Source organism: Gloeocapsopsis crepidinum LEGE 06123, assembly GCF_015207655.1.
GTDB lineage: Bacteria > Cyanobacteriota > Cyanobacteriia > Cyanobacteriales > Chroococcidiopsidaceae > Gloeocapsopsis > Gloeocapsopsis crepidinum.
This window is the reverse complement of record NZ_JADEWN010000061.1, coordinates 1-20,649: the sequence shown is the minus strand read 5'-3', so window position 1 is coordinate 20,649 and position 20,649 is coordinate 1. Positions and strand designations below refer to the sequence as shown.

Sequence of the window (20,649 nt, the reverse complement as noted above, 5' to 3'; positions counted from 1 at the left end):
CCTTTATTTTAATAATCCTAATATTTCTTAAAGTTACCCTGTTCCAGCGACAGGGTACTTTTATTTCAAGTCGACACAATCTGGATGCTATAGCAATAAGTCAATAGGTTGGGACACTATAGCAGCTCAAAACCACTCATCTAACTAGCTTCTAATTCTGAACCATAAGTTTGCGCGATTCGCGTTCTCTAACCCCTGAGTGCTATAAGACTGACACAAAGCTTAAAGACGTTGCAGCAAGCTTAGACCGTGAGTATCAGTGCCACAAGTGTTAAATAAACCGTAGTGATTAGCTAAGACTTGTACTTCTGCGGATTGTTTTGGGCTAGGATGCCAAGGACTAGGATTGTTATAAGCATAGAAAGCTTCGACTCCATCGATACCTAAAGCAGCAGCTGCTGGAATGAGTTCTTGGTGCGATCGCTTGTACCGCGCTGGGTGTGCTAGTACCGCTAGTCCTCCAGCTTGATGAATTGCTGTAATGACGTTTTCTGCCTGGTAGGTTTTGCCTACTGTCGTTTTTCTTTGCAAATAAGGAGCTATACTGAGGTGCTCTGGTTGAAAAGCATAGCCTAAGATGTGAACTTCTACCTCAAATAGGTTGGCATTAATTTCTACACCAGTCCACATTTCTGGCACGATATGTTTGAGGTGAGGTTTCGACTTCAAGTCATCTAGGTAACTTAGAGCAACGCGATAACCATCAACAGTGTGGTGATCGGTAATTGCAAGTCCTTTTAACCCAATTGCGATCGCCTGTTGTATTAACTCTTCAGGTTGCAATTTACCATCCGAGTAAACAGTATGCATATGAAAGTTGAAATACCGCGGGCAACTTTGTCCATTAATTTTGTGGAAGACTTGCTTTAAGTGTGATGATGCAGAAGTTTGGGCAACGACAGCCATAATCGCCTCTCGTACCTATGTACGCTCTTGACTATCTTTATAGATACTTTACCCAAACAGCAATAAAAGTACACATTAAGCGTTAGTTGTTTAAAACAATCACTCGTGACAATTACGACTCAAGGGCAAAGTTTTATTTCATTATGTTAAGACTGTAGCAAAAGAAAAGCTTAATAGCCATGCAGATTACTTATAAGAATTTTAAATAAAACGAATGATTGGTGCGATCGCAACAAATCAATTTTTCCCTCACCCCTCATCCCTAACTCCTAACCCCTTTGGTGGTTGCAGTTGTTGTCTGCCATTACGAATAATGCGGAGCATATCATTAAGCTGCTGCTCAATACTCCTTAAGACACTATCAGCGTATTCATCGGCACCATTTTGGATATCTTCAGCTTCAGCGATCGCAGCTTGGCGAATTTGTCGTAATTCCTCTTGAGCCTGACGGCGCATTTGCTCGATTTCTGCTTGAACTTGTTGCTGCATTGCAATGCAATCTTGTTCAACTTGCTGACGAATTTCTTGTGCAGCAGCTTCGGCTTGCCGAACAATCGTAGTTTCATTAAGTAATTGTGCTGCTTTAGCTTCAGCAGCTTGAATAATTTCTTGTGCGTGTTGCTCTCCCTGCAACAAAATTTCTTCTTTTTGCTCGACAACCGCCTGTGCTTCTTGAAATACAGATGGTAGACTAAAGCGAATTTGATCGAGCTGATCGAGTATCACTTCCTCATCAATCAGAGTTTTTCGTGTCAGAGGAATGCGAGGACTGGCGAGGATTATTTCTTCCAGTCGGTTCAATGCCGTCTGGATATCTGTATTTCTTGCTTCCTGAGGAATTTTATTCGGCTCAGGATCTATTCTTAAGGGGTCTTGGTGTGACATCGGTAGATATCTAAGGCAACGTGCTGAGGAACAAGGTGATCGACGGAACCACCAAATTTGGCAATCTCTTTCACCACACTACTACTTAAAAAACTATGCTCATTAGAAGTTGCTAAAAAAACTGTTTCGATATGGGTAGAAAGCGTTTTATTCGTGTGTGCCATTTGCAACTCGGCTTCAAAATCAGAGATTGCTCGCAAACCTCGTAGGAGAACTTGTGCTTGTCGCATTTGGGCGTACTTCACTGTTAGACCGTCAAAGCTGTCAATTTCCACATTTGTCAGATGAGATGTTGATACCCGTATTTGCTCTAGCCGTTGTTGCACTGAAAACAAAGGTGTTTTGTTAGGATTACGCAGCACAGCGACAACAACTCGCTCAAAGAGGCGACAGCCGCGCTCGATGATATCAAGGTGTCCTAAAGTAATCGGATCAAAGCTCCCAGGATAAATAGCAATCACGCTGTTAGCATTTCGGAGTTACTGAGAAATTATACCTGCTAGAGAAACCTTGATGAAAACTCAGTTTCAACTTAAGAAGAATGACGACTGGCGAGGTTGATGCGATCGCTCAATTGTCTTAGAGTTTGTGCTAAGTTCTGATCATTTTCGCGTAGCTGAGCAATCTTGTCGCAGCTATACAATACAGTTGTATGATCTTTTCCACCAAATTCTTCACCAATTCTTGGTAAACTTAAGTCGGTATGTTGCCGCATCAAGTACATACCAATTTGACGCGCCCAGCTAATTTCGCGACGTCGAGAATTCCCTTTAAGATCTTCTACAGAAACATCAAATTCATCTGCCACTACCATCAAAACAGCATCGGGGAAAGCTTCTACTTTCTCTACCGGTGGGTTTAAGACCGGAGTAAGATTTTCTACACTCATGGACAAGCCAGAAATAGAAATATAAGCAACTGCCCGTATTAAAGCGCCTTCTAGCTCTCGAATGTTTGACTTGTAGTTATAGGCTATATACTCAATTACCTCTCTGGGTAGACGCATATTTTCATATTCGGCTTTCTTTTGCAGAATAGCCATTCTTGTTTCTAAATCTGGTGGTTGAATATCCGCAATCAAGCCCATTGAGAAGCGAGAACACAATCTTTCTTGTAGGCGCGGGATTTGGTTAGGTGGACGATCAGATGCTAAAACAACTTGCTTACCTGCTTCATGCAAGGTATTAAATGTGTGAAAAAATTCTTCTTGAGTATATTCTTTTCCTTCAATAAACTGAATATCATCTACCAACAACACATCAGCTGCACGATAGTGTTCTCGAAAGCTTTGCATACTATCTTTACGAATTGAAGCAATAAGATCGTTAGTAAATTGCTCGGTAGAAACATAAAAAATTCTTGAATTAGGACACATTTCTAAACGGTAATGCCCGATCGCCTGCATCAAGTGTGTTTTCCCTAACCCGACGCCACCGCACAAAAATAAAGGATTAAATTCGCGTCCTGGTGATTCAGCGACTGCCAAAGCTGCTGCATGTGCCATGCGACTATTCGCGCCCACAACAAAACGGGAAAATACATATTTAGGATTCAATTCAATAGGCTTAGGGCGATTGTTTGGAGGTTCTGGTATACTCGGCTCAATTGGTGCAGGCCATCCTACTTCTGGCTCGTTGAAGGAAGTCACGCCATTTTCCTTGGCTACAGTGATTTGAACTTCTACAGCATGACCGAGAATTTCTTCCACAACGCCTACGATTGTTTTGATGTAGTACTTTTGTAACCAATTGCGGGCAAATGGATTAGGGGTACAAATCACCAAGCAATTATTTTCTAGTCGTTGCGCACTAGCTGTTTTGATCCAAGTCTCAAAGGTGGGTCGAGTCAACTTTTCCTGTAGCCGCTCTAGTACCTGACTCCATAGACTTTCAAGAGAAAGTTCCACTACTTACCACCTCTACCTCTAGCAAAAAACGAATATAGGCAACCAATTTAGCATCTGCTGCGCTTCGCTTGGCAACCATGATGAGAAACTTATATGATTAGTCATATAGTTATTTAAGAATGTTAAAGCTTTTGACACTAGCTAAAAATAACCGCAAAATTACAATGCGTAGGTAAAATGTTTTGCTTCAACTACGTTAGCGTGTCATTAGCTTTTCTAGACTAAAGAATATATTGAGAATTACGCCGCAAGGTACCACCAAAAGTTTGATTTTTAGAAAACAAAAACAAATGAGCACTATCCGCCGCAATATTGAACTACACTCTACAAATATTCATAAAAAATATTATTATAAAGATACAATTCATAGGAAAGTTAATATACAGACATTGTTGCAGCGGCAAACCGTAGGTTATCTTTTAACATTATTAACTGGAATAGGGCTAGCAAGTCTGAGTGGATGTGCGCAACGTGGTAACATAACGCAAACAGAACAATCAACTGCTCAACCAACTCCTCAACAACCTGTGAATACAACAGCGGCGATCGCACCGACAGACCCCAATTTTGTTGTTGCAGCCGTACAGAAGGTAGGACCTGCAGTTGTCAGAATTAACGCAGCTAGGACGGTTTCGCGACAGTTACCCGAAGAACTTGATGACCCGATTTTACGTAGATTCTTTGGCATTCAACCAAACCCAACACAACCGAGACAGCGAGTTGTCCGCGGTACGGGTTCAGGATTTATTATCAGTGACTCAGGTCAAATTTTAACCAATGCCCATGTTGTTGATGGTGCCGATCGCGTCAGTGTCACGCTTAAAGATGGTCGTACGTTTGAAGGTGAAGTGGTAGGACAAGACATTGTCACCGATGTCGCAGTCATTCAAGTTCAAGCAAGCGACTTACCTGTAGTTCCAATTGGTAACTCAGAAGTACTACAACCAGGTGAATGGGTAATTGCGATCGGCAATCCTTTGGGGCTAGATAATACTGTCACAGCAGGAATCATTAGTTCTACCGAACGCTCTACAAGTGACATTGGTGTTTCTGATAAGCGTGTTGATTTAATTCAAACCGATACAGCGATTAATCCAGGTAACTCTGGCGGTCCTTTACTCAATGCGCGTGGCGAAGTCATTGGTATGAATACAGCCATTATCAGTGGCGCTCAAGGGCTAGGATTTGCGATTCCCATTAACACAGTACAAAATATTTCCCAACAACTGATTGCTACCGGAGAAGTACAGCACGCTTATCTAGGCGTACAAATGGCAACACTAACCCCAGAAGTGAGGCAACAACTGGAAATTGAATCTGATGGTGAAATTGATGTCACAGCAGATGAGGGGATTTTGATTATTCGTGTTGTTCCTGGTTCTCCTGCTGCGCGCGCTGGATTGCGTGCTGGTGATGTCGTTCAAACAATTAACAATCAGCCTGTAAAAACAACCGAAGAAGTACAACGCTTAGTTGCAGGTAGTCAAGTAGGTAGCCAAATGGAAATTGGTGTTCAACGCAATGGGCAATCTAGACAAGTAGCCGTGAGACTTGAGAATCTTCCTGTGCAAAGTGAAAGTTAATAACTTATGGCAGAAATTCTAGAAATTGTACAGCTTGGTCATCCCATACTCCGCACCCAAGCTCAATATGTTGAGAATATCCAAGATCATCATATTCAAAATCTCGTTGATGACTTAATGGCAACTGTTGGGCAAGCCAACGGTGTCGGAATTGCTGCACCGCAAGTTGCTGAGTCTTATCGCTTATTCATTGTTGCTTCTCGCCCTAATCCTCGGTATCCTCATGCTCCAACTATGGATGCGACAGCGATGATCAATCCCAAAATCTTAGCGCACTCGACAGAGGTCGTGAAAGGCTGGGAAGGTTGTTTGAGTATTCCAGGAATTCGGGGGTTAGTACCGCGATATCAAATCATTGAAGTGGAATATAGCGATCGCAACGGTAAGCGGCAAAAGCAGGAGTTAACAGATTTTGTCGCCCGCATCTTTCAACACGAGCTAGATCATCTCAATGGCATTGTATTTTTAGATCGTCTAGAGAGTACTTTGGATCTTGTCACTGAGCAAGAGTATCAAAAGCAAATTGTTGCTACTTCCTCATAAATTCTTATTATGCCGTCTCTATTTCGAGTTGAGGCGTAGTTTGATCTCAAGTTAAGGCTATCGATAGTAAGTTGGGGTGATCGCAAATATCATTGGTAATGAGGTATGAACAATTCAGCAAGTTTCGCTCTAAATCGTCCTAGCTACTTAGTAAAGCTCCTCAAAACAGAGGATGCAGTGGTGCTGCAAACTCTCTACGAGCAGTGCACAGAATTTGCACTTTTAACTGATGGTCAACCTCCTTCACCCACGGCAGCACGTGACGAATTTGATGCTGTACCAGATGGAAAAACGACGGAGGACAAATATATTTTTGGGTTGTTCGATCCACAAAATGATCTAATCGGGATGATTGAATCGATTCGTCATTATCCAGACGATCAGACGTGGTGGTTAGGATTGATGATGTTGAGTCCCAAGCAGCGAGGTCGAGGATTAGGTTCAGAGTTTTATCAGGCGTTTGAGAACTGGGTATCAGCACAAGCAGTCAAGCAAGTATCATTGTCTGTGGTTGAAGCCAATGAGCTAGGCTTACAATTTTGGAAAAAGTTAGGATTTGAGGTTATTCGTAAAACAGAACCTCAACAATTCGGTAATAAAACACATGCAGTCTATGTGATGCGTGGCGCTGTGGCAGTGACGGTATAACAATTTGCTGGGAGCGGACTGTTGCAACCTGATGCATTGAGGCTCTTAGTGAGGCGATTCTCTTTCTCCTACGGAGATGCTATGCGAACGAGACGGCGAAGCCGAACGCACAAACATTATAGTTACGGCATAAAATCAACGCATGGTTTCAGGCAATGGATATGTTAAAAACGCTTTGGGCTACGGTTCGGGAGGAGAAAATTGAGCTATTAGAATCAGCAGAGCTACCAGAAGGGGTAACAGTGCTGGTAACACTTTTACCTGAAAACGAGGCTGAGTTTTGGCTACAAGCAAGTCAAACATCGCTCGATGCAGTTTGGGACAATGCTGAGGATAATGTATATGCCCAGCTACTCCAAGCATGATGTCATATTGATGCGGTATCCCTTCTCAGATTTGTCAATTTCAAAGGTAAGATCTGCTTGCTACTGTTGCGAGTAGGTCACACCCGTCTCAAGACATCATCATTACCCCTTTAACCAGCAAAACAGATTGCTCACATTTAAGCAGTTATTAGCGATCGCTGACCTGAACTAACTTGACAATGAACAGGATGCTTATCCTACTCACTGTAAGCTAGATTATAGCAGCACGAAATACGAGATCATGGCAGAAATTCCGAAAACACTAGAACAAGCGATCGCGCAAGCCCAAGGAGCAACACAAGCAGCGATCGCGGATGGTTATTCGCTACTCCAAATTGAGATTGTCATTCCAGAACTCAAACCGATGCCTGTTGCTGAGCAATTTCTACCAGCGCTAGACTCTTATGGCAATCAACTTAAGGTTTTTTTCCCTGATGCTGGTGCGGCTGCACTTGCGCGTCGTGATTGGGGTTCAGTACCATTTAAAATTTTAGATATTGGTAGTGGTAGAGTTCCTGTAGAGGAGCAAGTATTACCTGAAGATGAAGCTTTCTTATTTGTTGCACCTTCCGCAGTTGAAGTTGGGCAAGTAGAAAAAATGTATCAAGTAGTCGGAGAACGACCCTTTATTTTACTAAATCCTCGGTTAGAAGATGTGGCGATCGTTGGTATTGGTTATGCGGGACGTCAGTTGCGATCGCGCTTTCTTAATACTATTGAATCTTGCTACTATTTAAGACCAATGGATGATGCGGCAGTATTTCGTTGTTATCCCTCTCCTTGGCAAGTGTGGCGAGAAAATAAAAATGGCGAATATCAGTTAATTGCCGAACAGCCAAAAAAACCTGTAGGTGATGAAATAGATTTAATTCTGTCAAGTAATAGTTCACAACAAACTGGTGATTCTACACAAGCTAAAAAGTCAGGAATATTTGCAAGTATGCAAAGATTTTTACGCACTTTGAGCCGATAAAGCTTAAAGAGTGTTGAGTTTTGAGTTAAGTAAAAAGTTGTTTTGCTATTGTTGATACTGCGTTAAAAGCATTTACCAGTGACAATAGCTTGGGGTTTTAAGAACACTGTTATTACCATTAGTGCGGTGACAGATGTGCTGAGATAATTGATTGATGGATGTGTAATGAGTGACGGTCAAGGAGCTATTGCGCTTACTCGTGCTTACTTAGAATCGCGACAATTACAGGAACTAGTAGCACAATCAGGATTAGATCTGCGTATCTTGAATGAAACTGAGCTAGAGCAGTCCATACAAGATATTCTCCAACAGCGCTCGCACTCAGATGTCTGGGTATTTGCTTATGGTTCATTGATTTGGAATCCTACAGTGAAATTTAGCGATCGCCGTGTCGGTACAATTTACGGATGGCATCGTCGCTTTTGTCTATGGACGCCACTTGGTAGAGGAACACCAGAAAATCCAGGGTTAATGTTAGGACTCGATCGTGGTGGTAGCTGTCGTGGTATTGCATATCGCATTCCCGCAGAAGATGTACTAACAGAATTACTCATTCTGTGGCGGCGAGAAATGGTAGTCGGTTCCTACACTCCACGTTGGGTAAAAGTTGTGGATGGCAAAGAACGTTGGGATGCGATCGCCTTTACTATTAATCACAGTCATGTCATGTATGCGGGCAATGTTTCCAATGAAGTTGTTGTCAATAGCCTAGCAACAGCCAACGGAAAACTCGGCACTTGTGCAGATTATTTAGTTCACACAGTTGATGGCTTGATGCAGTATGGAATATGTGATAAACCACTATTAAAGCTAAAAGCACAAGTTATAGCTCAGCACTTGTCTACTAAGTAAGTGAGTAAAAATAAACATAACTTAAGGACTGGTAACTGGTAGTTGGAAAGAATACCTACTACCCATTACCCATGACCAACCTTTAAGTAGAAACTGTATCTAAAGGCTGACAAAATTGATCCATACCCTGTTGTAATACATACATCAAAACTGGAATAACTAACAGTGGTGGACAAAGCCTTGTTGTCGTTAAATGTCTTATCACTGAAGCATAGTCGTCGCTCTGTAGTGCGTGTTTGTTTTCTTCGCGGCAGATAATTGCACGACATTTTTTTGCTAAACTGTCTAACCATTCTGCATTGGCAATGTCTGGTTGTTGCCCTGCTCGAATGGCTAACACCATTGCCGCATCTTCAAGATTACCCTCACAATCTTCTATTGCTGCGAGGGCGGTTGAGGCATCGGGATAGTTTTGTAACTTTTCCCGAAATTTGGCAATGTCTTCTGATGTAACTTGAGTCATGAAATAATTGCAACTAACTTATACCATTCTGAATCAAGAAAAGCTGAGTCAGCATTTTTTACATAATGAACGCCAAAGAAAAAAGCAGCGAAGATGAGTTCACTGCTTTAACAGTCTTGACTATCAGGCTGTTAGCTAGAAAAATTAATTTGTGTTTAGAATTACAAACCTACGAGTTCTCTCGATTCAAAGTCAGTAAGTTGCTGTGCGATCGCTCGCCGACACTCTAGTTTTGCAACACTAAACTGGTTACGGAGATATTCTAGATGCGCTAGAGCATTGGCTTTTTCTGCCGTTAACTGCATTAATGTATTCAGTGCGGTTTGATATTCTTGATTAACTAGCAGTAACTCAAAGCGACGCGATCGTCGTTGAGTATCATTTTTCAAATCTGGATCAAAAGCTGAGCGAGTGTCTGCATTACCTTCTTCGCGGTAAACAAGTTGTTGCACCGCCATAATTTGAGAGTCGAGTTCATTTACCCGTTGAGCAGCTTGGGCGATCGCCGCTGGGTAATGACTCAATTGCATTGTCATCATACGAGGGGTTGGGGATCAGAGGTCAGAAATTAGGGAGAGATTATGCGGCTAGTTCCTTGAATTGAGCGTGGGTAGACGAACGTTCTGCGGGGCTAATTGGTAGCTGCTCGGCTTGATGCATAGGAGCTTGCTCTAAAACTTTCACTTCAATATTGACAGACACAAGGTAAGTGCCTGGTTCTGCATCAATCGCTTCGGCAATCAATTTTGCTAGCTCTGGGCGCTTAGCGGTAATCGGATCGCGTAGAGCGCAACGATCCCAGTCATGCTTCGCTGTTGGATTAAGGCTAAGAAGATAGTGTTTGGTCATAGGACAAAAGCTTGAATTTATCCGTGATGAGTACGCCGTAGAGCCATTGACTGCTTATGCTGAGGCTCGATGAATCTACTTCATCTATTATAGTACATATGTACTGAATATGGGGAAAATCTAGGCAATTTAATTTTGAATTTTAGGTGAAGAAAAGCTGATGAATAGGCAGTTACAGCCACTTACACCACTCTGCCTTTTAACTCCCTAGCACTGCGTAAAAATATCACAGAATTGAGAGGGATTTTGATGGCTAAAAAGTCTGATAGCTGTTTAGTCCCTCTCGTTGACAAACTAGTGGTACACTAACTCCCCAGTAGTTTTAGCTTTTTGGTGACTCCAAATAGATTGCCCTGTTAGCAATTCAGCGACATCCATCCCATTGCCAATAACTCCAGGTACACTTGGATAGCCTGCGCTTGCTCCTACTAAGAAAAGATTGGGCAACTCGGTGTGATATCCCAAACGATTTAAGCCAACCTGTTTTGGTGTGAGTTTTGCTCCATAAATATTGCCTTGAGGTTGTCCTAAGTAGTATTCGCTCGTTGTTGGAGTACCAGGAACTTTCATGCGGGCATAAGTATCGACATCAGGAATCAAATCCCGCACACTATTCATGATCTCTTGGTAAATTTGGCGCTTTTTGGCTTTATAGGCTTTGGGATCGGTTTCGTGTAGGTGCTTAAATGGCTCATAGGGACAAACAGTCGCAATTTCTAAAACATGATGACCGTGAGGAGCCATTCCTGATTCATCAGATTTCATCGTAGGGCAAGAGAGGAAAATCCAGGGATGGTGCAGATTGCCTAATAATTGTTGTTGATAAGCTTGGTTGAGATCGCTATTGGGGTAATACCAGATATTCCAATTGCCGATTCCATAGTTTTGAGGATTGAATCTACTATCTAATCCTAGATAGATATTAAAGGCACTAGCTGAGTACTCATAACCAGTAAGGCGCTTTAGTTCTTGTTGACTCAAAGCATGAGAATCATGCATCAACTGTACAGTCAACTTAGGGTCAAGATCGCTGATGTATGCAACTTTTGCTTGATACGTTTTACCTCCAGCAGTGACGCTTTGGACTTGGTGGTGTTTAACTTCTATATGTTCTACTAAAGTCGATAATTGAACAACACCGCCACCTGATCGAATAGCTTCAACAATTGTGTCTACAAAGTGTTTAAAGTGATGCTTAGGATAATAAGCGCCTTCGGAATAATCCCAGACAAGGGCAGTATGAGTCAGTAAGGCAATTTCATTTGGTGGTAGGGCATAATCACCACTTTGACCTGCTAATACAGCTTGTAGCTTCGGAGATAGCCCAACGCGATCGTAAAGGTCTTGTAGTGTCCAATTTCGTTTAGTAAATAAGTTCCAATATTTTGGTAGTTTTAACCAATCTGACCATTTTTGATCGTACCAACTGACCTCGCGCACTAAACTGTGAATTTCCTGGTGTAACTGCTTGATTGCATCGCAATAACGATTAATAGCGTCAGTTTCTTCTGGAAAAGTTGCTAAGAGACGCGATCGCAAATTTTCCCATCCTAAAGGAATTCTAAAATCAACTTCGGGTGTGACTACTCTGTCGATACACTCAGGATCGAGCGAGTTAAATTCGACATCGCGTTCAATATAGTTGAGAAACTGGGCGATCGCCTGTCCAGAACCGCATTGTGAAATGTAATGTACATCGGCACAAAAGCGATACTCACCATAGTCGAAAGTATGGCAACATCCACCAGGTAAGTAGTGTTTTTCTAAGACAGCAACTCGATGTCCTTGTCGCGTCAAACACGCTGCTGCTGAAAGTCCACCTAGTCCCGCTCCCAGAATCACATAATCGAAGCTTTCCATCTAAGCCTCCTGTATCTGGCAATAGTATTGGCAGTGTGGTTTTTACTTAAGTTTGCTGCAACCAGTTTTGTCTTATCGTTAGCACCTCAAAGTGCTACATCTTACAAGTTACCTTGCATACACTTACCTCAACCAAGTCATTTTTGACAAGGTTGCAATGATTCACTTTATTTTATCTCTGGCTGACTCTACCTAAGTTCATGCCACTCAAATCTATATAACTTGATATTATTTCATTCAACGCTGAACTAGAGTTAACTACTTCTTGAAAATTTATCTGCAAAAATGTGCCGTATCAAAAACTACTACTCTAGTCTGTAACTGGTAAATACTTAATAATGGTCTTTTCTACTACCCTCTTAAAGGCTATCAGAAACAATCACCGCCCTCACATTATAGGGTATTGAGGTATGAGTTAAGAAAATTCTATTAACTCAAATAACTCAAACCTCTCTAGTTTCTTCTGTTCACTTAAAATTCAAAACTCAAAACTCTCCAACTTCTTTCAACTCAGAACTCAAAACTCTCCAACTTCTTTCAACTCAGAACTCAAAACTCAAATCTCTCTAACTAAGCCGCTTATTGTCCTTTTCTTTGATCTTTTTATCGTTATCAAGTATCGACTGAAATTGCGAGTCCTGCAGCCAGATAGTTTGTTGGGGAAAGGGAATTGGAATTCCTTCTTGATCAAAAGTAATTTTGAGGCGACGGCGATATTCTCGCGCGACATCCCATTGTTTCAGAGGTTGGGTTTTAATCCATACGCGAATTACCAAACCGCGATCGCCAAAATTTTCTACTCCCAATACCTGCGGTGTTTCTATAATGTGTTCCATCCACCGAATATCCTGTGTCATCTCGACACCTACTTGATTAATAAGCTTCAACGCTTGATCAACATCAGCATGATACGCTACAGGAATATTTAAATCAGCGCGAGACCACCGACTTGAAAGATTTGCGACAATTTTGATCTCACTGTTAGGAATTGTAATCAAACGCCCTTCAGCATCTCGTAGTTGAGTAATTCGCAGATTGAGGTTTTCAACTAAGCCGCCAACGGTTCCTACTTCGATCACATCTCCAAGCGCATATTGATCTTCAACAATAATCAAAAAACCGTTAATTGCATCTTTGATTAAGTTTTGAGAAGCTAAAGAAACGGCAACACCAATCAAACCAGCACCAGCAAGGATAGGCGCAATGTTAACTCCTAACGCTGTCAAAGCAATGAGCGCACCGATAATAACTCCACTCAGCGTCGCAATACTTTTGGTAACGCCCGAAATTGTCGAAACACGCAATTGCAATCTTAAAGCGTCTTCTGAAGTTAGCAACGCATTACTCGCAAAAGCTGCCGTGAACTGATCGATCAAAATATAGCTCAAGCGGATAACAACATAAGTTCCTAAGCCGACAATTACTAATGTGAAGGGAATTGTGAGTGCTGTAAAAATCCAGGCTTGGACAATTCGCGTAAAGGGAAATAAACCCAAAATAACCAGCGTACCACCACCCCAAACAAGACTTTGTGTAAGTTGAAATAGGCGCTGTCGAACTTCTTCAATATTGCGGTGTCGCTGTCGTGTGAGTTGAGTTGTCACTGGATTTGTTGTTTGTGGAGTCGCAAACGTGACAGGCTGCTGTTTTAGTTTCCAATACCAACGGCGAATTCCCCAACTTGTCACAACCACACCCAGCAAAACACCAGCAGCGATCGCACCTTGACGCTGTAGAATTTCTGGTTGTCGCTCTTGTTTTGCTCTTCTGAGGTTTTGTTCTAAAGATTGAGCTAATCTTTCTGCCAAACTAAACGGATCTTCTTCCTGTTGCACTTGAGCATCAAGGTCTGTTATTGTCAATAGCTGTTGACCGTTGACGTAGATGATGGGTAGATTGTTTTGTTCCCTGATGTCTACCTGAAGTTCGTCAGAGTCACTTTGAAAGTAACTTTGACTAATAGCTTGTAATCGCTGCTGAATATCGTCAACCCGTTGTTGTAAGCTTGCCCTAGGTGCTGCAATCTGAAACAAACGACGACCATCCAACCGAATTGAAGTCGTTACGACTTGAGTTTCTGAGGTGTCTGTCTGCTGAGTAAGATTCGGTAAAGGTATTGGAAGTGCTGGTATTTGAGCAGCAAGAGGGGAAATTATGACAGTATTAAAAAAAATTGACCCCGTAATTGCCCAAAATCGAGAGTACATCTCTATCCTCCAGCTCAAAGTATTCTCTGTTACATAGAGTAACGGTTAATAATATGTAAAGAATACAGTTAAGCTAGGTCACACGTCCCAGTTCTAAATTAAAGGATAATTAATGACTGCAACTTCGACTAAGCCAAAGTACGAAATTAAAGACATTTCCCTGGCTGCAACCGGAAAACAGCGGATTGAATGGGCTGGGCGCGAAATGCCTGTTTTGCGTCAAATTCGCGATCGCTTTGCCCAAGAAAAACCCCTTGCCGGAATTCGTTTAATCGCGTGTTGTCACGTTACTACCGAAACCGCACATTTGGCGATCGCGCTGAAAGCTGCTGGTGCAGACGCAATACTAATTGCCAGTAACCCACTTTCTACTCAAGACGATGTAGCTGCTAGCCTCGTTGCGGATCATGATATTCCAGTTTTCGCAATCAAAGGCGAAGACAATGAAACCTATCATCGTCACGTTCAAATTGCCCTCGATCACCGTCCTAACATCATTATCGACGACGGTAGCGATGTTGTTGCTACTTTAATTCAACAACGGCAACATCAAATCGCTGATATTATTGGAACTACCGAAGAAACAACAACAGGTATTGTCCGCCTCAAAGCTATGTTTCGTGATGGGGTCTTGACATTCCCTGCAATGAATGTTAATGATGCTGACACTAAACACTTCTTCGATAATCGCTACGGTACAGGTCAATCTACTCTTGATGGCATTATCCGTGCTACAAACCTCCTATTAGCAGGGAAAACCGCAGTCGTTGCTGGTTATGGTTGGTGCGGTAAAGGTACTGCGTTGCGGGCGCGGGGAATGGGTGCAAATGTCATTGTCACCGAAATTGATCCCATAAGAGCAATCGAAGCTGTCATGGATGGTTTTCGCGTGATGCCAATGTCTGAAGCTGCACCAGAGGGCGATTTATTTATTACTGTAACTGGTAATAAGCACGTGATTCGTGCCGAACACTTTGAAGCAATGAAAGACGGTGCGATCGTTTGTAACTCTGGTCACTTTGATATTGAAATTGATCTAAAATCACTCGGTGCAACTGCAACAGAAGTTAAGCAAGTCCGCAACTTTACCCAAGAATACCGGATGCCAAATGGTAAGTCGGTTGTTGTTCTAGGTGAAGGACGTTTAATTAACCTAGCTGCTGCTGAGGGACATCCCAGCGCAGTCATGGATATGAGTTTTGCTAACCAAGCTTTGGCGTGTGAATATTTAGTGAAGAACAAAGGCAGTTTAGAACCTGGTATTCACTCGATTCCTACCGAAGTTGACCAAGAAATTGCGCGTTTGAAGTTGCAAGCAATGGGAATTAACATTGATAGCCTAACAGCAGAGCAAGAAGAATATATTAACTCTTGGACTGCTGGTACATAATTTAGGCTGATTGCGAATAGAATGTTGCGGGGCGTTGTTGGTAGCGCCCCGTTTATTTAAGGAATTCAATCGTGGCTCGACTTTCTGTAGAATTACACCGCTACTTTTTTGAAGAAGAACGCCCCTCACAGGTAAATTTGTCGCAAATATTGGCACTGGCGGGAGAACGCATATTTGGCTTTTTATTTGTCGTGCTGTCTTTACCGTCAGCTTTACCTTTACCTGCTCCAGGATACTCGGTTCCGTTTGGAATTTTACTTTTTGTCTTAGCTGTGCAGTTAGTTATTGGGGCTAAATCTCCCTGGCTTCCACCACGACTAGCAAATCACCCGATCGCCTTAAAACAATTACAAGGCATTTTAAAAACAGGGATTCCGTGGTTAAAACGTATCGAAGCGATCGCCCGTCCGCGTTTAAGTTACATCTGCACTAGTCTGACTGGGCGAGTTGTAATTGGTTGTGCGATCGCACTCATGGCAATTTCCATGATGATTCCTATTCCTGGTACAAATACACTTCCTGCAATGGGAATTTTTGTGACTGGCTTTGGTTTACTCGAAGACGACGGCGCTATCAGTTTACTTGGTTTAGTTTTGTGTTTACTGGGCGCAATTCTATCTACATCAATTCTAGTTGCCTTGTATTTCGGAAGTACAAGTCTGATTGATTGGCTTAGGTCATCTTTTTAACCAAAAGTCAATACCATAAAGTGGTTAGTGACTAGTAACTAGTAACTCAATAATAGTTCAGTTACTCAACTGGAATAAGATCAGCTGCTCTCCATCCAAAACTACTTCAGAAATAGACTTTATGCTCAATTGGATTACAAATACCATAAGTTCTTTGGGATATTTAGGAATTGGATTGTTAATGTTTTTTGAAAATTTATTTCCGCCAATTCCTTCCGAATTAATTATGCCTTTAGCAGGTTTTACTGTTGCCAGAGGACAAATGCAGTTTATTCCAGCGATCGCTGCTGGAGTTTTGGGTACTGTGATAGGTGCGTTGCCTTGGTACTATGCAGGTAAAATTCTTGGTAGCGATCGCTTGCAACAGCTAGCAGACAAATACGGTAAGTGGATATCAATTTCTAGCAAAGATATTACTAAAGCAGATCGCTGGTTTGATCGCCACGGCAGTAAAGCTGTTTTCTTTTGTCGCTTAGTTCCTGGTGTCCGCACTTTGATTTCACTCCCTGCGGGTATCAGTGGAATGCATTTAGTCCCCTTTCTCCTCTATTCCACGCTGGGCACGTTATTGTGGGTAGGTTTGCTGACTTACTTAGGTTACGTTCTAGGAGATAATTACGAATTGGTAGATGAGTATCTTGGTCCTGTTTCTAAAATTGTAGTTGTTACTCTACTCATCGCATTCATCCTTTGGATAGTCAGAAAAAATATGCGGCGGTATAGCTAAGTCTAATCAGCGTCACTCAGTAAAAATTGAAAGCCTCGAATACGATTGTCATTTACTTTGATATTTGCTCTATGACTTCTTGCAGTTGTTGTATTAGTGGAGGCAAATCAGTTTGGATAGTTTTCCAGATAATTTCCAAATTGACTCGAAAGTATTCATGTACAACAATATTGCGAATTCCTCGAATATCAATCCAAGGAATCTCTGGATAAAGAAGTTCAATCTCAGGTAGGAGACTACCTGCTGCTTCACCAATAATCGCTAAGTTGTATAAAACTGCTTTTATAGTTTTTCTGTCATTTTGGAAATCTATAAAGGTTATGTTTTTGGTGAAGTCTTCAATTTCAAGACTCATTTCTAAAATATCTTGAATTCTCTGACGCAACTTTCTAGAAGGCACGTACTGCTTCCCCTAACACAGGTTCTTGCAGATAAGTCTTTAGTGAGTCTGTCGTTCCCAAATCTACAGAACATTCTAGAATCTTCTCTAGATAACGCTGTAGTCTCACAAATGTTAATAATCCAACAGGTTGTTCAAATTCAACTAGCAAATCGACATCACTCTCTGCTGTCGCTTCATCTCTAGCAACGGAACCGAACAGCAATAATGATTTTACATTAAAATCCTTCAGCTTTGTCTGATGGGCTAGTAAAATTGCTAGCACCTCATCTCTTTTCATTTTACTCAAAGCCTACTCAAATCATCATTACCGCCATTGTAGCTCTAGACGCCAGCTCAATTTTGGCATAAACTCACCAAAGTCAATCTCTAATCTTAGGAAAATAGAATCGCTGCGAAACTGTAACTGATACTGGTAACGTCAGATCAATAACAAAACTTCGTTTGGACGCTACAGCTTGAAACGCTTTCATTACTGGCAACTTTTACCTTACATTCAGCCGCAGTGGAAAACTATTGCGCAAGCTTTTGTTTGCACGTTGGTTTTTACTGTTTTTTGGCCAATACTTGCGTGGTTAGCAGGTCGCATTGCAGCCTATATTGGACAGGGAAATGTGTTGGCGATCGCACAAATTGCAGTTATCAGTGCTGTCGTATTTCTCAGTCAAAAGATCGCACAGTTCGGTCAAGATTCCTTAATGGCAAAAGCTGCCTTATTTATTGCGTTTGATCTGCGTCAGCAAGTTTATGCACATCTACAGCGGTTAAACTTAAGCTATTTTGAAACTGCTAAAACAGGTGATTTATCATATCGTCTCACCGAAGACATTGACCGCATCGGGGAAGTCATCAACAAAATCTTTCACGACTTTATTCCTTGTGTGTTGCAGTTGATTGTCGTTTTGGGATACATGATTTATCTCAACTGGCAACTGACGTTATCAACTTTGATTATTGCGCCATTAATGGCGATTTTGATTGCTTGGTTTGGCGAACGGTTGCAGCAAGTTTCGCGTCGCAGTCAAAATCAGATATCAGATTTATCAGCATTACTCATTGAGGTTTTCAGTGGTATCCGGTTAGTGCAAGCTTTCGCTGCCGAAGATTATGCCTTAAATCGCTTTCGCCAAGATGCTGAACGCAATCGTAAAGCTAAATATGCTGCAGAGAGATTAAAAGCGATTCAGTTTCCAGTCATTGGTTTTCTCGAAGCTATCAGTGCTTTAATATTATTGTTTTTAGGTGGTTGGCAAATTTCTACAGGAAACTTGACTGCTAGCGAATTTGTGAGTTACGTCGCTGGTTTAGCTTTATTAATTGACCCAATTGGCATTATCACAACTAATTACAACGAATTTAAGCAAGGACAAGCATCAGTAGATCGCATTTTTGAATTATTAGCAATCAAACCCACTGTTTTAGAAAAGCCTAATGCGATCGCCCTTCCTCCTGTTACAGGTAAAGTAGAATATCGCCACGTTTCTTTTGCTTATAAACCTGAACAACCCGTAATCAAAGACTTAAGCTTATTAGCGCATCCAGGTGAAAGAATTGCGTTTGTCGGTGCTTCGGGTGCGGGTAAAACGACGATTGTAAATTTGCTACCGCGTTTTTACGATCCACTATCTGGTGAAATTTTGATCGATGGCATTGATATTCAAGATGTCACCTTACGTAGCTTACGCCGACAAATTGGGATTGTACCGCAAGAAACGATTCTCTTCTCAGGGACGATCGCCCAAAATATCGCCTTCGGTAAAACTGAATTTGACCTTAATGAAATTGAGACAGCCGCTAAAATCGCGAATGCACATCAATTCATTACGCAGCTATCTTATGGTTATGACACTCTAGTAGGAGAACGCGGTGTCAATTTATCAGGCGGACAAAGACAAAGACTCGCGATCGCCCGTGCAGTACTACTCAATCCACGTATTCTCATTCTTGATGAAGCTACTAGTGCTTTAGATTCTGAATCGGAAGCTTTGGTGCAAGAAGCCTTAGAACGACTGATGCACAGTCGTACAGTATTTATCATTGCGCACCGTCTAGCTACTGTGCGCCGCTGCGATCGCATTTTAGTGATCGAACAAGGGCAAATCGTCGAATCAGGAACACACGAAGAATTATTAGCCCTGTCACGTCGCTACGCCCGATATTATGCTCAGCAATTTAATTAGTATTTGATTGCTTGGGTCTATCAACTATGTGGTGAATGCACATACACTTATACTTTTTTGTGCAATTAAGCCCGAATTCTACAATGGTAAATTCAGAAGATATACGAAACTTCGCTTTCTATCCACCCACACCAGGGTTGATATACCTATACCCTACTGTGCATCTACCGATTTTAAGTGAATTGACAGCAGCAGTTTGTTTATCTTCCTTTAAAAGGTAAATAAATGGACAGCAAAGCTCTGTCCGATAAATTGTTGTGTAGCCTAAGATTCTGGCGAGGGCGGTTTATGAAAATCGGCTGTCAGAAGTCCAAGGTGCTTAGCAGCCAGAGCTTGGTTAATACGAGTATATTTATTGAATAAAGTAGAATGATTTTGGAAGCCGATTTTTCAAACATCGTTAGCCTATACAAAAATGGCGTTTGATTATACAGTTTTAGGTAGAAAGCTCAAGGAGGCGCGGGAAAGCCTTTTAATTGCTCCGCAAGATTCTGCACTACGGCTTCAAATAAGCTTGCAGGAGTATCTAGATATTGAAGCGGGTAGGAGTAGGATTACTGGTGATCAGTTAGTACTGTTAGCTGCTTCGTATCGTCGTGATTTTAGGTACTTTGTCACAGGTGACTATCCGTCAGCAGAGTCACAAGTTCAAGAGATGTTTCGACGCAATGCTACACTTTCTCAAGGGGATCGTGTTGCTATTCAAGAATTTGTTCGGCTTTGCGAATATGAGGATTTTTTAGAACGAGAAATATTTCAGCGTCAGCCTATAGTAATTCCTAAATATGGACAATCATTGTTCAGTCATAAACACTTTAAACAGCAAGGCGAAGAAGCTGCTGCTTTTGAAAGAGAACGTTTAGGTCTAGGACAAAAACCAATAGAAGACATATTTGGTTTGATTAGGCAGCAAGGTATTCATGTCTTCAAGCGGCGGTTAGAGGATAAAAATATTTCTGGATTGTACATCAACCATCCAGTTGCCGGACATTGTATTCTCATTAACTACCTTGATGATCTATATCGACAAAATTTTTCTGCTGCTCATGAGTACTGCCATACTTTATTCGATTCATCTCAAGAGCAAGAGGTTACATACAGCCTATTGCAAGTTTATGAGGTACAGTAAGAGGAGTACACAAATGAAGTCTAATGAAACCGTACTCGCTCGACTTGCGAGAAAAAATAGTTAAGGCATACACACAAGGTGACACATCAATCAG

Annotated in this window: 22 protein-coding genes; 11 read left to right on the top strand and 11 right to left on the bottom strand. The window is 41.8% G+C overall.

Annotation, left to right across the window (positions count from 1 at the left end):
* Positions 1–222 precede the first annotated feature (222 nt).
* From IQ230_RS20290 to dnaA, 4 genes are all read right to left on the bottom strand, one after another.
* Positions 223–906 carry a PHP domain-containing protein gene (locus tag IQ230_RS20290; RefSeq protein ID WP_193934065.1) on the bottom strand — a complete coding sequence of 228 codons (684 nt, stop codon included), beginning with the start codon at positions 904–906 and terminating at the stop codon, positions 223–225.
* 249 nt (positions 907–1,155) lie between these two features.
* Positions 1,156–1,791, bottom strand: a complete 636-nt coding sequence (locus IQ230_RS20285) for a DivIVA domain-containing protein (RefSeq protein ID WP_193934064.1) — start codon at positions 1,789–1,791, stop codon at positions 1,156–1,158.
* Positions 1,770–2,252 carry a pantetheine-phosphate adenylyltransferase gene (gene coaD, locus IQ230_RS20280; RefSeq protein WP_193934063.1) on the bottom strand — a complete coding sequence of 161 codons (483 nt, stop codon included), beginning with the start codon at positions 2,250–2,252 and terminating at the stop codon, positions 1,770–1,772. Before coaD ends, IQ230_RS20285 begins: the two co-directional genes overlap by 22 nt.
* 71 nt (positions 2,253–2,323) lie before the next feature.
* The gene (gene dnaA / locus IQ230_RS20275; protein WP_193934062.1) at positions 2,324–3,697 is read right to left on the bottom strand and encodes a chromosomal replication initiator protein DnaA; all 1,374 of its coding nucleotides are present in this window, start codon (positions 3,695–3,697) and stop codon (positions 2,324–2,326) included.
* Positions 3,698–3,987: 290 nt separating this feature from the next.
* Here dnaA and IQ230_RS20270 point away from each other — a divergent pair, with 290 nt between their 5' ends.
* The 6 genes from IQ230_RS20270 to IQ230_RS20245 all read left to right on the top strand — a co-directional run bounded on the left by IQ230_RS20270 (position 3,988) and on the right by IQ230_RS20245 (position 8,661).
* Positions 3,988–5,280 (top strand): HhoA/HhoB/HtrA family serine endopeptidase, encoded by a 1,293-nt coding sequence (locus IQ230_RS20270; RefSeq protein WP_193934061.1) that lies wholly within the window; start codon positions 3,988–3,990, stop codon positions 5,278–5,280.
* A gap of 6 nt (positions 5,281–5,286) precedes the next feature.
* The gene (gene def, locus IQ230_RS20265; protein WP_193934060.1) at positions 5,287–5,823 is read left to right on the top strand and encodes a peptide deformylase; all 537 of its coding nucleotides are present in this window, start codon (positions 5,287–5,289) and stop codon (positions 5,821–5,823) included.
* 105 nt (positions 5,824–5,928) lie between these two features.
* Positions 5,929–6,471 carry a GNAT family N-acetyltransferase gene (locus tag IQ230_RS20260; RefSeq protein ID WP_193934059.1) on the top strand — a complete coding sequence of 181 codons (543 nt, stop codon included), beginning with the start codon at positions 5,929–5,931 and terminating at the stop codon, positions 6,469–6,471.
* A 155-nt stretch (positions 6,472–6,626) separates the two neighbouring features.
* On the top strand, positions 6,627–6,836 hold the full coding sequence (locus tag IQ230_RS20255; RefSeq protein ID WP_228055186.1) for a hypothetical protein: 210 nt from the start codon (positions 6,627–6,629) through the stop codon (positions 6,834–6,836).
* 241 nt (positions 6,837–7,077) lie between these two features.
* The gene (locus tag IQ230_RS20250; RefSeq protein WP_193934058.1) at positions 7,078–7,809 is read left to right on the top strand and encodes a DUF1995 family protein; all 732 of its coding nucleotides are present in this window, start codon (positions 7,078–7,080) and stop codon (positions 7,807–7,809) included.
* Between the two features lie 165 nt (positions 7,810–7,974).
* A complete protein-coding gene (locus IQ230_RS20245) occupies positions 7,975–8,661 on the top strand; it encodes a gamma-glutamylcyclotransferase (RefSeq protein ID WP_193934057.1) in 687 nt (228 codons plus the stop codon).
* Positions 8,662–8,743: 82 nt separating this feature from the next.
* Here IQ230_RS20245 and IQ230_RS20240 read toward each other — a convergent pair whose 3' ends face one another.
* From IQ230_RS20240 to IQ230_RS20220, 5 genes are all read right to left on the bottom strand, one after another.
* A complete protein-coding gene (locus IQ230_RS20240) occupies positions 8,744–9,124 on the bottom strand; it encodes a hypothetical protein (protein ID WP_193934056.1) in 381 nt (126 codons plus the stop codon).
* A 161-nt stretch (positions 9,125–9,285) separates the two neighbouring features.
* Entirely contained in the window at positions 9,286–9,663 is a 378-nt protein-coding gene (locus IQ230_RS20235; RefSeq protein ID WP_193934055.1) for a hypothetical protein, read from the bottom strand.
* 40 nt (positions 9,664–9,703) lie between these two features.
* Positions 9,704–9,973, bottom strand: coding sequence for a hypothetical protein (locus IQ230_RS20230; protein WP_193934054.1), 270 nt, complete (start codon positions 9,971–9,973; stop codon positions 9,704–9,706).
* Between the two features lie 294 nt (positions 9,974–10,267).
* Positions 10,268–11,833 (bottom strand): phytoene desaturase family protein, encoded by a 1,566-nt coding sequence (locus IQ230_RS20225; RefSeq protein ID WP_193934053.1) that lies wholly within the window; start codon positions 11,831–11,833, stop codon positions 10,268–10,270.
* Positions 11,834–12,399: 566 nt separating this feature from the next.
* Entirely contained in the window at positions 12,400–14,040 is a 1,641-nt protein-coding gene (locus tag IQ230_RS20220; RefSeq protein ID WP_193934052.1) for a mechanosensitive ion channel family protein, read from the bottom strand.
* A 112-nt stretch (positions 14,041–14,152) separates the two neighbouring features.
* On the opposite strand from IQ230_RS20220, the gene ahcY reads away from it, so the two are divergent.
* From ahcY to IQ230_RS20205, 3 genes are all read left to right on the top strand, one after another.
* Complete coding sequence (ahcY, locus tag IQ230_RS20215; protein ID WP_193934051.1) at positions 14,153–15,430, top strand: adenosylhomocysteinase; 1,278 nt, start codon at positions 14,153–14,155, stop codon at positions 15,428–15,430.
* A 71-nt stretch (positions 15,431–15,501) separates the two neighbouring features.
* On the top strand, positions 15,502–16,119 hold the full coding sequence (locus tag IQ230_RS20210) for an exopolysaccharide biosynthesis protein (RefSeq protein ID WP_193934050.1): 618 nt from the start codon (positions 15,502–15,504) through the stop codon (positions 16,117–16,119).
* Between the two features lie 121 nt (positions 16,120–16,240).
* Entirely contained in the window at positions 16,241–16,846 is a 606-nt protein-coding gene (locus IQ230_RS20205; protein ID WP_193934049.1) for a DedA family protein, read from the top strand.
* Positions 16,847–16,898: 52 nt separating this feature from the next.
* On the opposite strand, the gene IQ230_RS20200 is transcribed toward IQ230_RS20205, so the two are convergent.
* Positions 16,899–17,246 carry a HepT-like ribonuclease domain-containing protein gene (locus tag IQ230_RS20200; protein WP_193934048.1) on the bottom strand — a complete coding sequence of 116 codons (348 nt, stop codon included), beginning with the start codon at positions 17,244–17,246 and terminating at the stop codon, positions 16,899–16,901.
* Positions 17,236–17,526, bottom strand: a complete 291-nt coding sequence (locus tag IQ230_RS20195; protein ID WP_193934047.1) for a nucleotidyltransferase family protein — start codon at positions 17,524–17,526, stop codon at positions 17,236–17,238. Before IQ230_RS20195 ends, IQ230_RS20200 begins: the two co-directional genes overlap by 11 nt.
* A 178-nt stretch (positions 17,527–17,704) precedes the next feature.
* On the opposite strand from IQ230_RS20195, the gene IQ230_RS20190 reads away from it, so the two are divergent.
* Together IQ230_RS20190 and IQ230_RS20185 are read left to right on the top strand one after the other, a co-directional pair.
* Positions 17,705–19,426, top strand: coding sequence for an ABC transporter ATP-binding protein (locus IQ230_RS20190; protein WP_193934046.1), 1,722 nt, complete (start codon positions 17,705–17,707; stop codon positions 19,424–19,426).
* Between the two features lie 415 nt (positions 19,427–19,841).
* On the top strand, positions 19,842–20,555 hold the full coding sequence (locus IQ230_RS20185) for an ImmA/IrrE family metallo-endopeptidase (RefSeq protein ID WP_228055185.1): 714 nt from the start codon (positions 19,842–19,844) through the stop codon (positions 20,553–20,555).
* Positions 20,556–20,649 lie beyond the last annotated feature (94 nt).

Excerpts from the sequence above, each read along its gene's own strand:
- IQ230_RS20290 (WP_193934065.1), bottom strand. The coding sequence starts at position 906 with ATGGCTGTCGTTGCCCAAACTTCTGCATCATCACACTTAAAGCAAGTC.
- IQ230_RS20285 (WP_193934064.1), bottom strand. The coding sequence starts at position 1,791 with ATGTCACACCAAGACCCCTTAAGAATAGATCCTGAGCCGAATAAAATT.
- IQ230_RS20270 (WP_193934061.1), top strand. The coding sequence starts at position 3,988 with ATGAGCACTATCCGCCGCAATATTGAACTACACTCTACAAATATTCAT.
- def (WP_193934060.1), top strand. The coding sequence starts at position 5,287 with ATGGCAGAAATTCTAGAAATTGTACAGCTTGGTCATCCCATACTCCGC.
- IQ230_RS20260 (WP_193934059.1), top strand. The coding sequence starts at position 5,929 with ATGAACAATTCAGCAAGTTTCGCTCTAAATCGTCCTAGCTACTTAGTA.
- IQ230_RS20255 (WP_228055186.1), top strand. The coding sequence starts at position 6,627 with ATGGATATGTTAAAAACGCTTTGGGCTACGGTTCGGGAGGAGAAAATT.
- IQ230_RS20250 (WP_193934058.1), top strand. The coding sequence starts at position 7,078 with ATGGCAGAAATTCCGAAAACACTAGAACAAGCGATCGCGCAAGCCCAA.
- IQ230_RS20245 (WP_193934057.1), top strand. The coding sequence starts at position 7,975 with ATGAGTGACGGTCAAGGAGCTATTGCGCTTACTCGTGCTTACTTAGAA.
- IQ230_RS20240 (WP_193934056.1), bottom strand. The coding sequence starts at position 9,124 with ATGACTCAAGTTACATCAGAAGACATTGCCAAATTTCGGGAAAAGTTA.
- IQ230_RS20235 (WP_193934055.1), bottom strand. The coding sequence starts at position 9,663 with ATGATGACAATGCAATTGAGTCATTACCCAGCGGCGATCGCCCAAGCT.
- IQ230_RS20230 (WP_193934054.1), bottom strand. The coding sequence starts at position 9,973 with ATGACCAAACACTATCTTCTTAGCCTTAATCCAACAGCGAAGCATGAC.
- IQ230_RS20225 (WP_193934053.1), bottom strand. The coding sequence starts at position 11,833 with ATGGAAAGCTTCGATTATGTGATTCTGGGAGCGGGACTAGGTGGACTT.
- IQ230_RS20220 (WP_193934052.1), bottom strand. The coding sequence starts at position 14,040 with ATGTACTCTCGATTTTGGGCAATTACGGGGTCAATTTTTTTTAATACT.
- ahcY (WP_193934051.1), top strand. The coding sequence starts at position 14,153 with ATGACTGCAACTTCGACTAAGCCAAAGTACGAAATTAAAGACATTTCC.
- IQ230_RS20205 (WP_193934049.1), top strand. The coding sequence starts at position 16,241 with ATGCTCAATTGGATTACAAATACCATAAGTTCTTTGGGATATTTAGGA.
- IQ230_RS20195 (WP_193934047.1), bottom strand. The coding sequence starts at position 17,526 with ATGAAAAGAGATGAGGTGCTAGCAATTTTACTAGCCCATCAGACAAAG.
- IQ230_RS20185 (WP_228055185.1), top strand. The coding sequence starts at position 19,842 with ATGGCGTTTGATTATACAGTTTTAGGTAGAAAGCTCAAGGAGGCGCGG.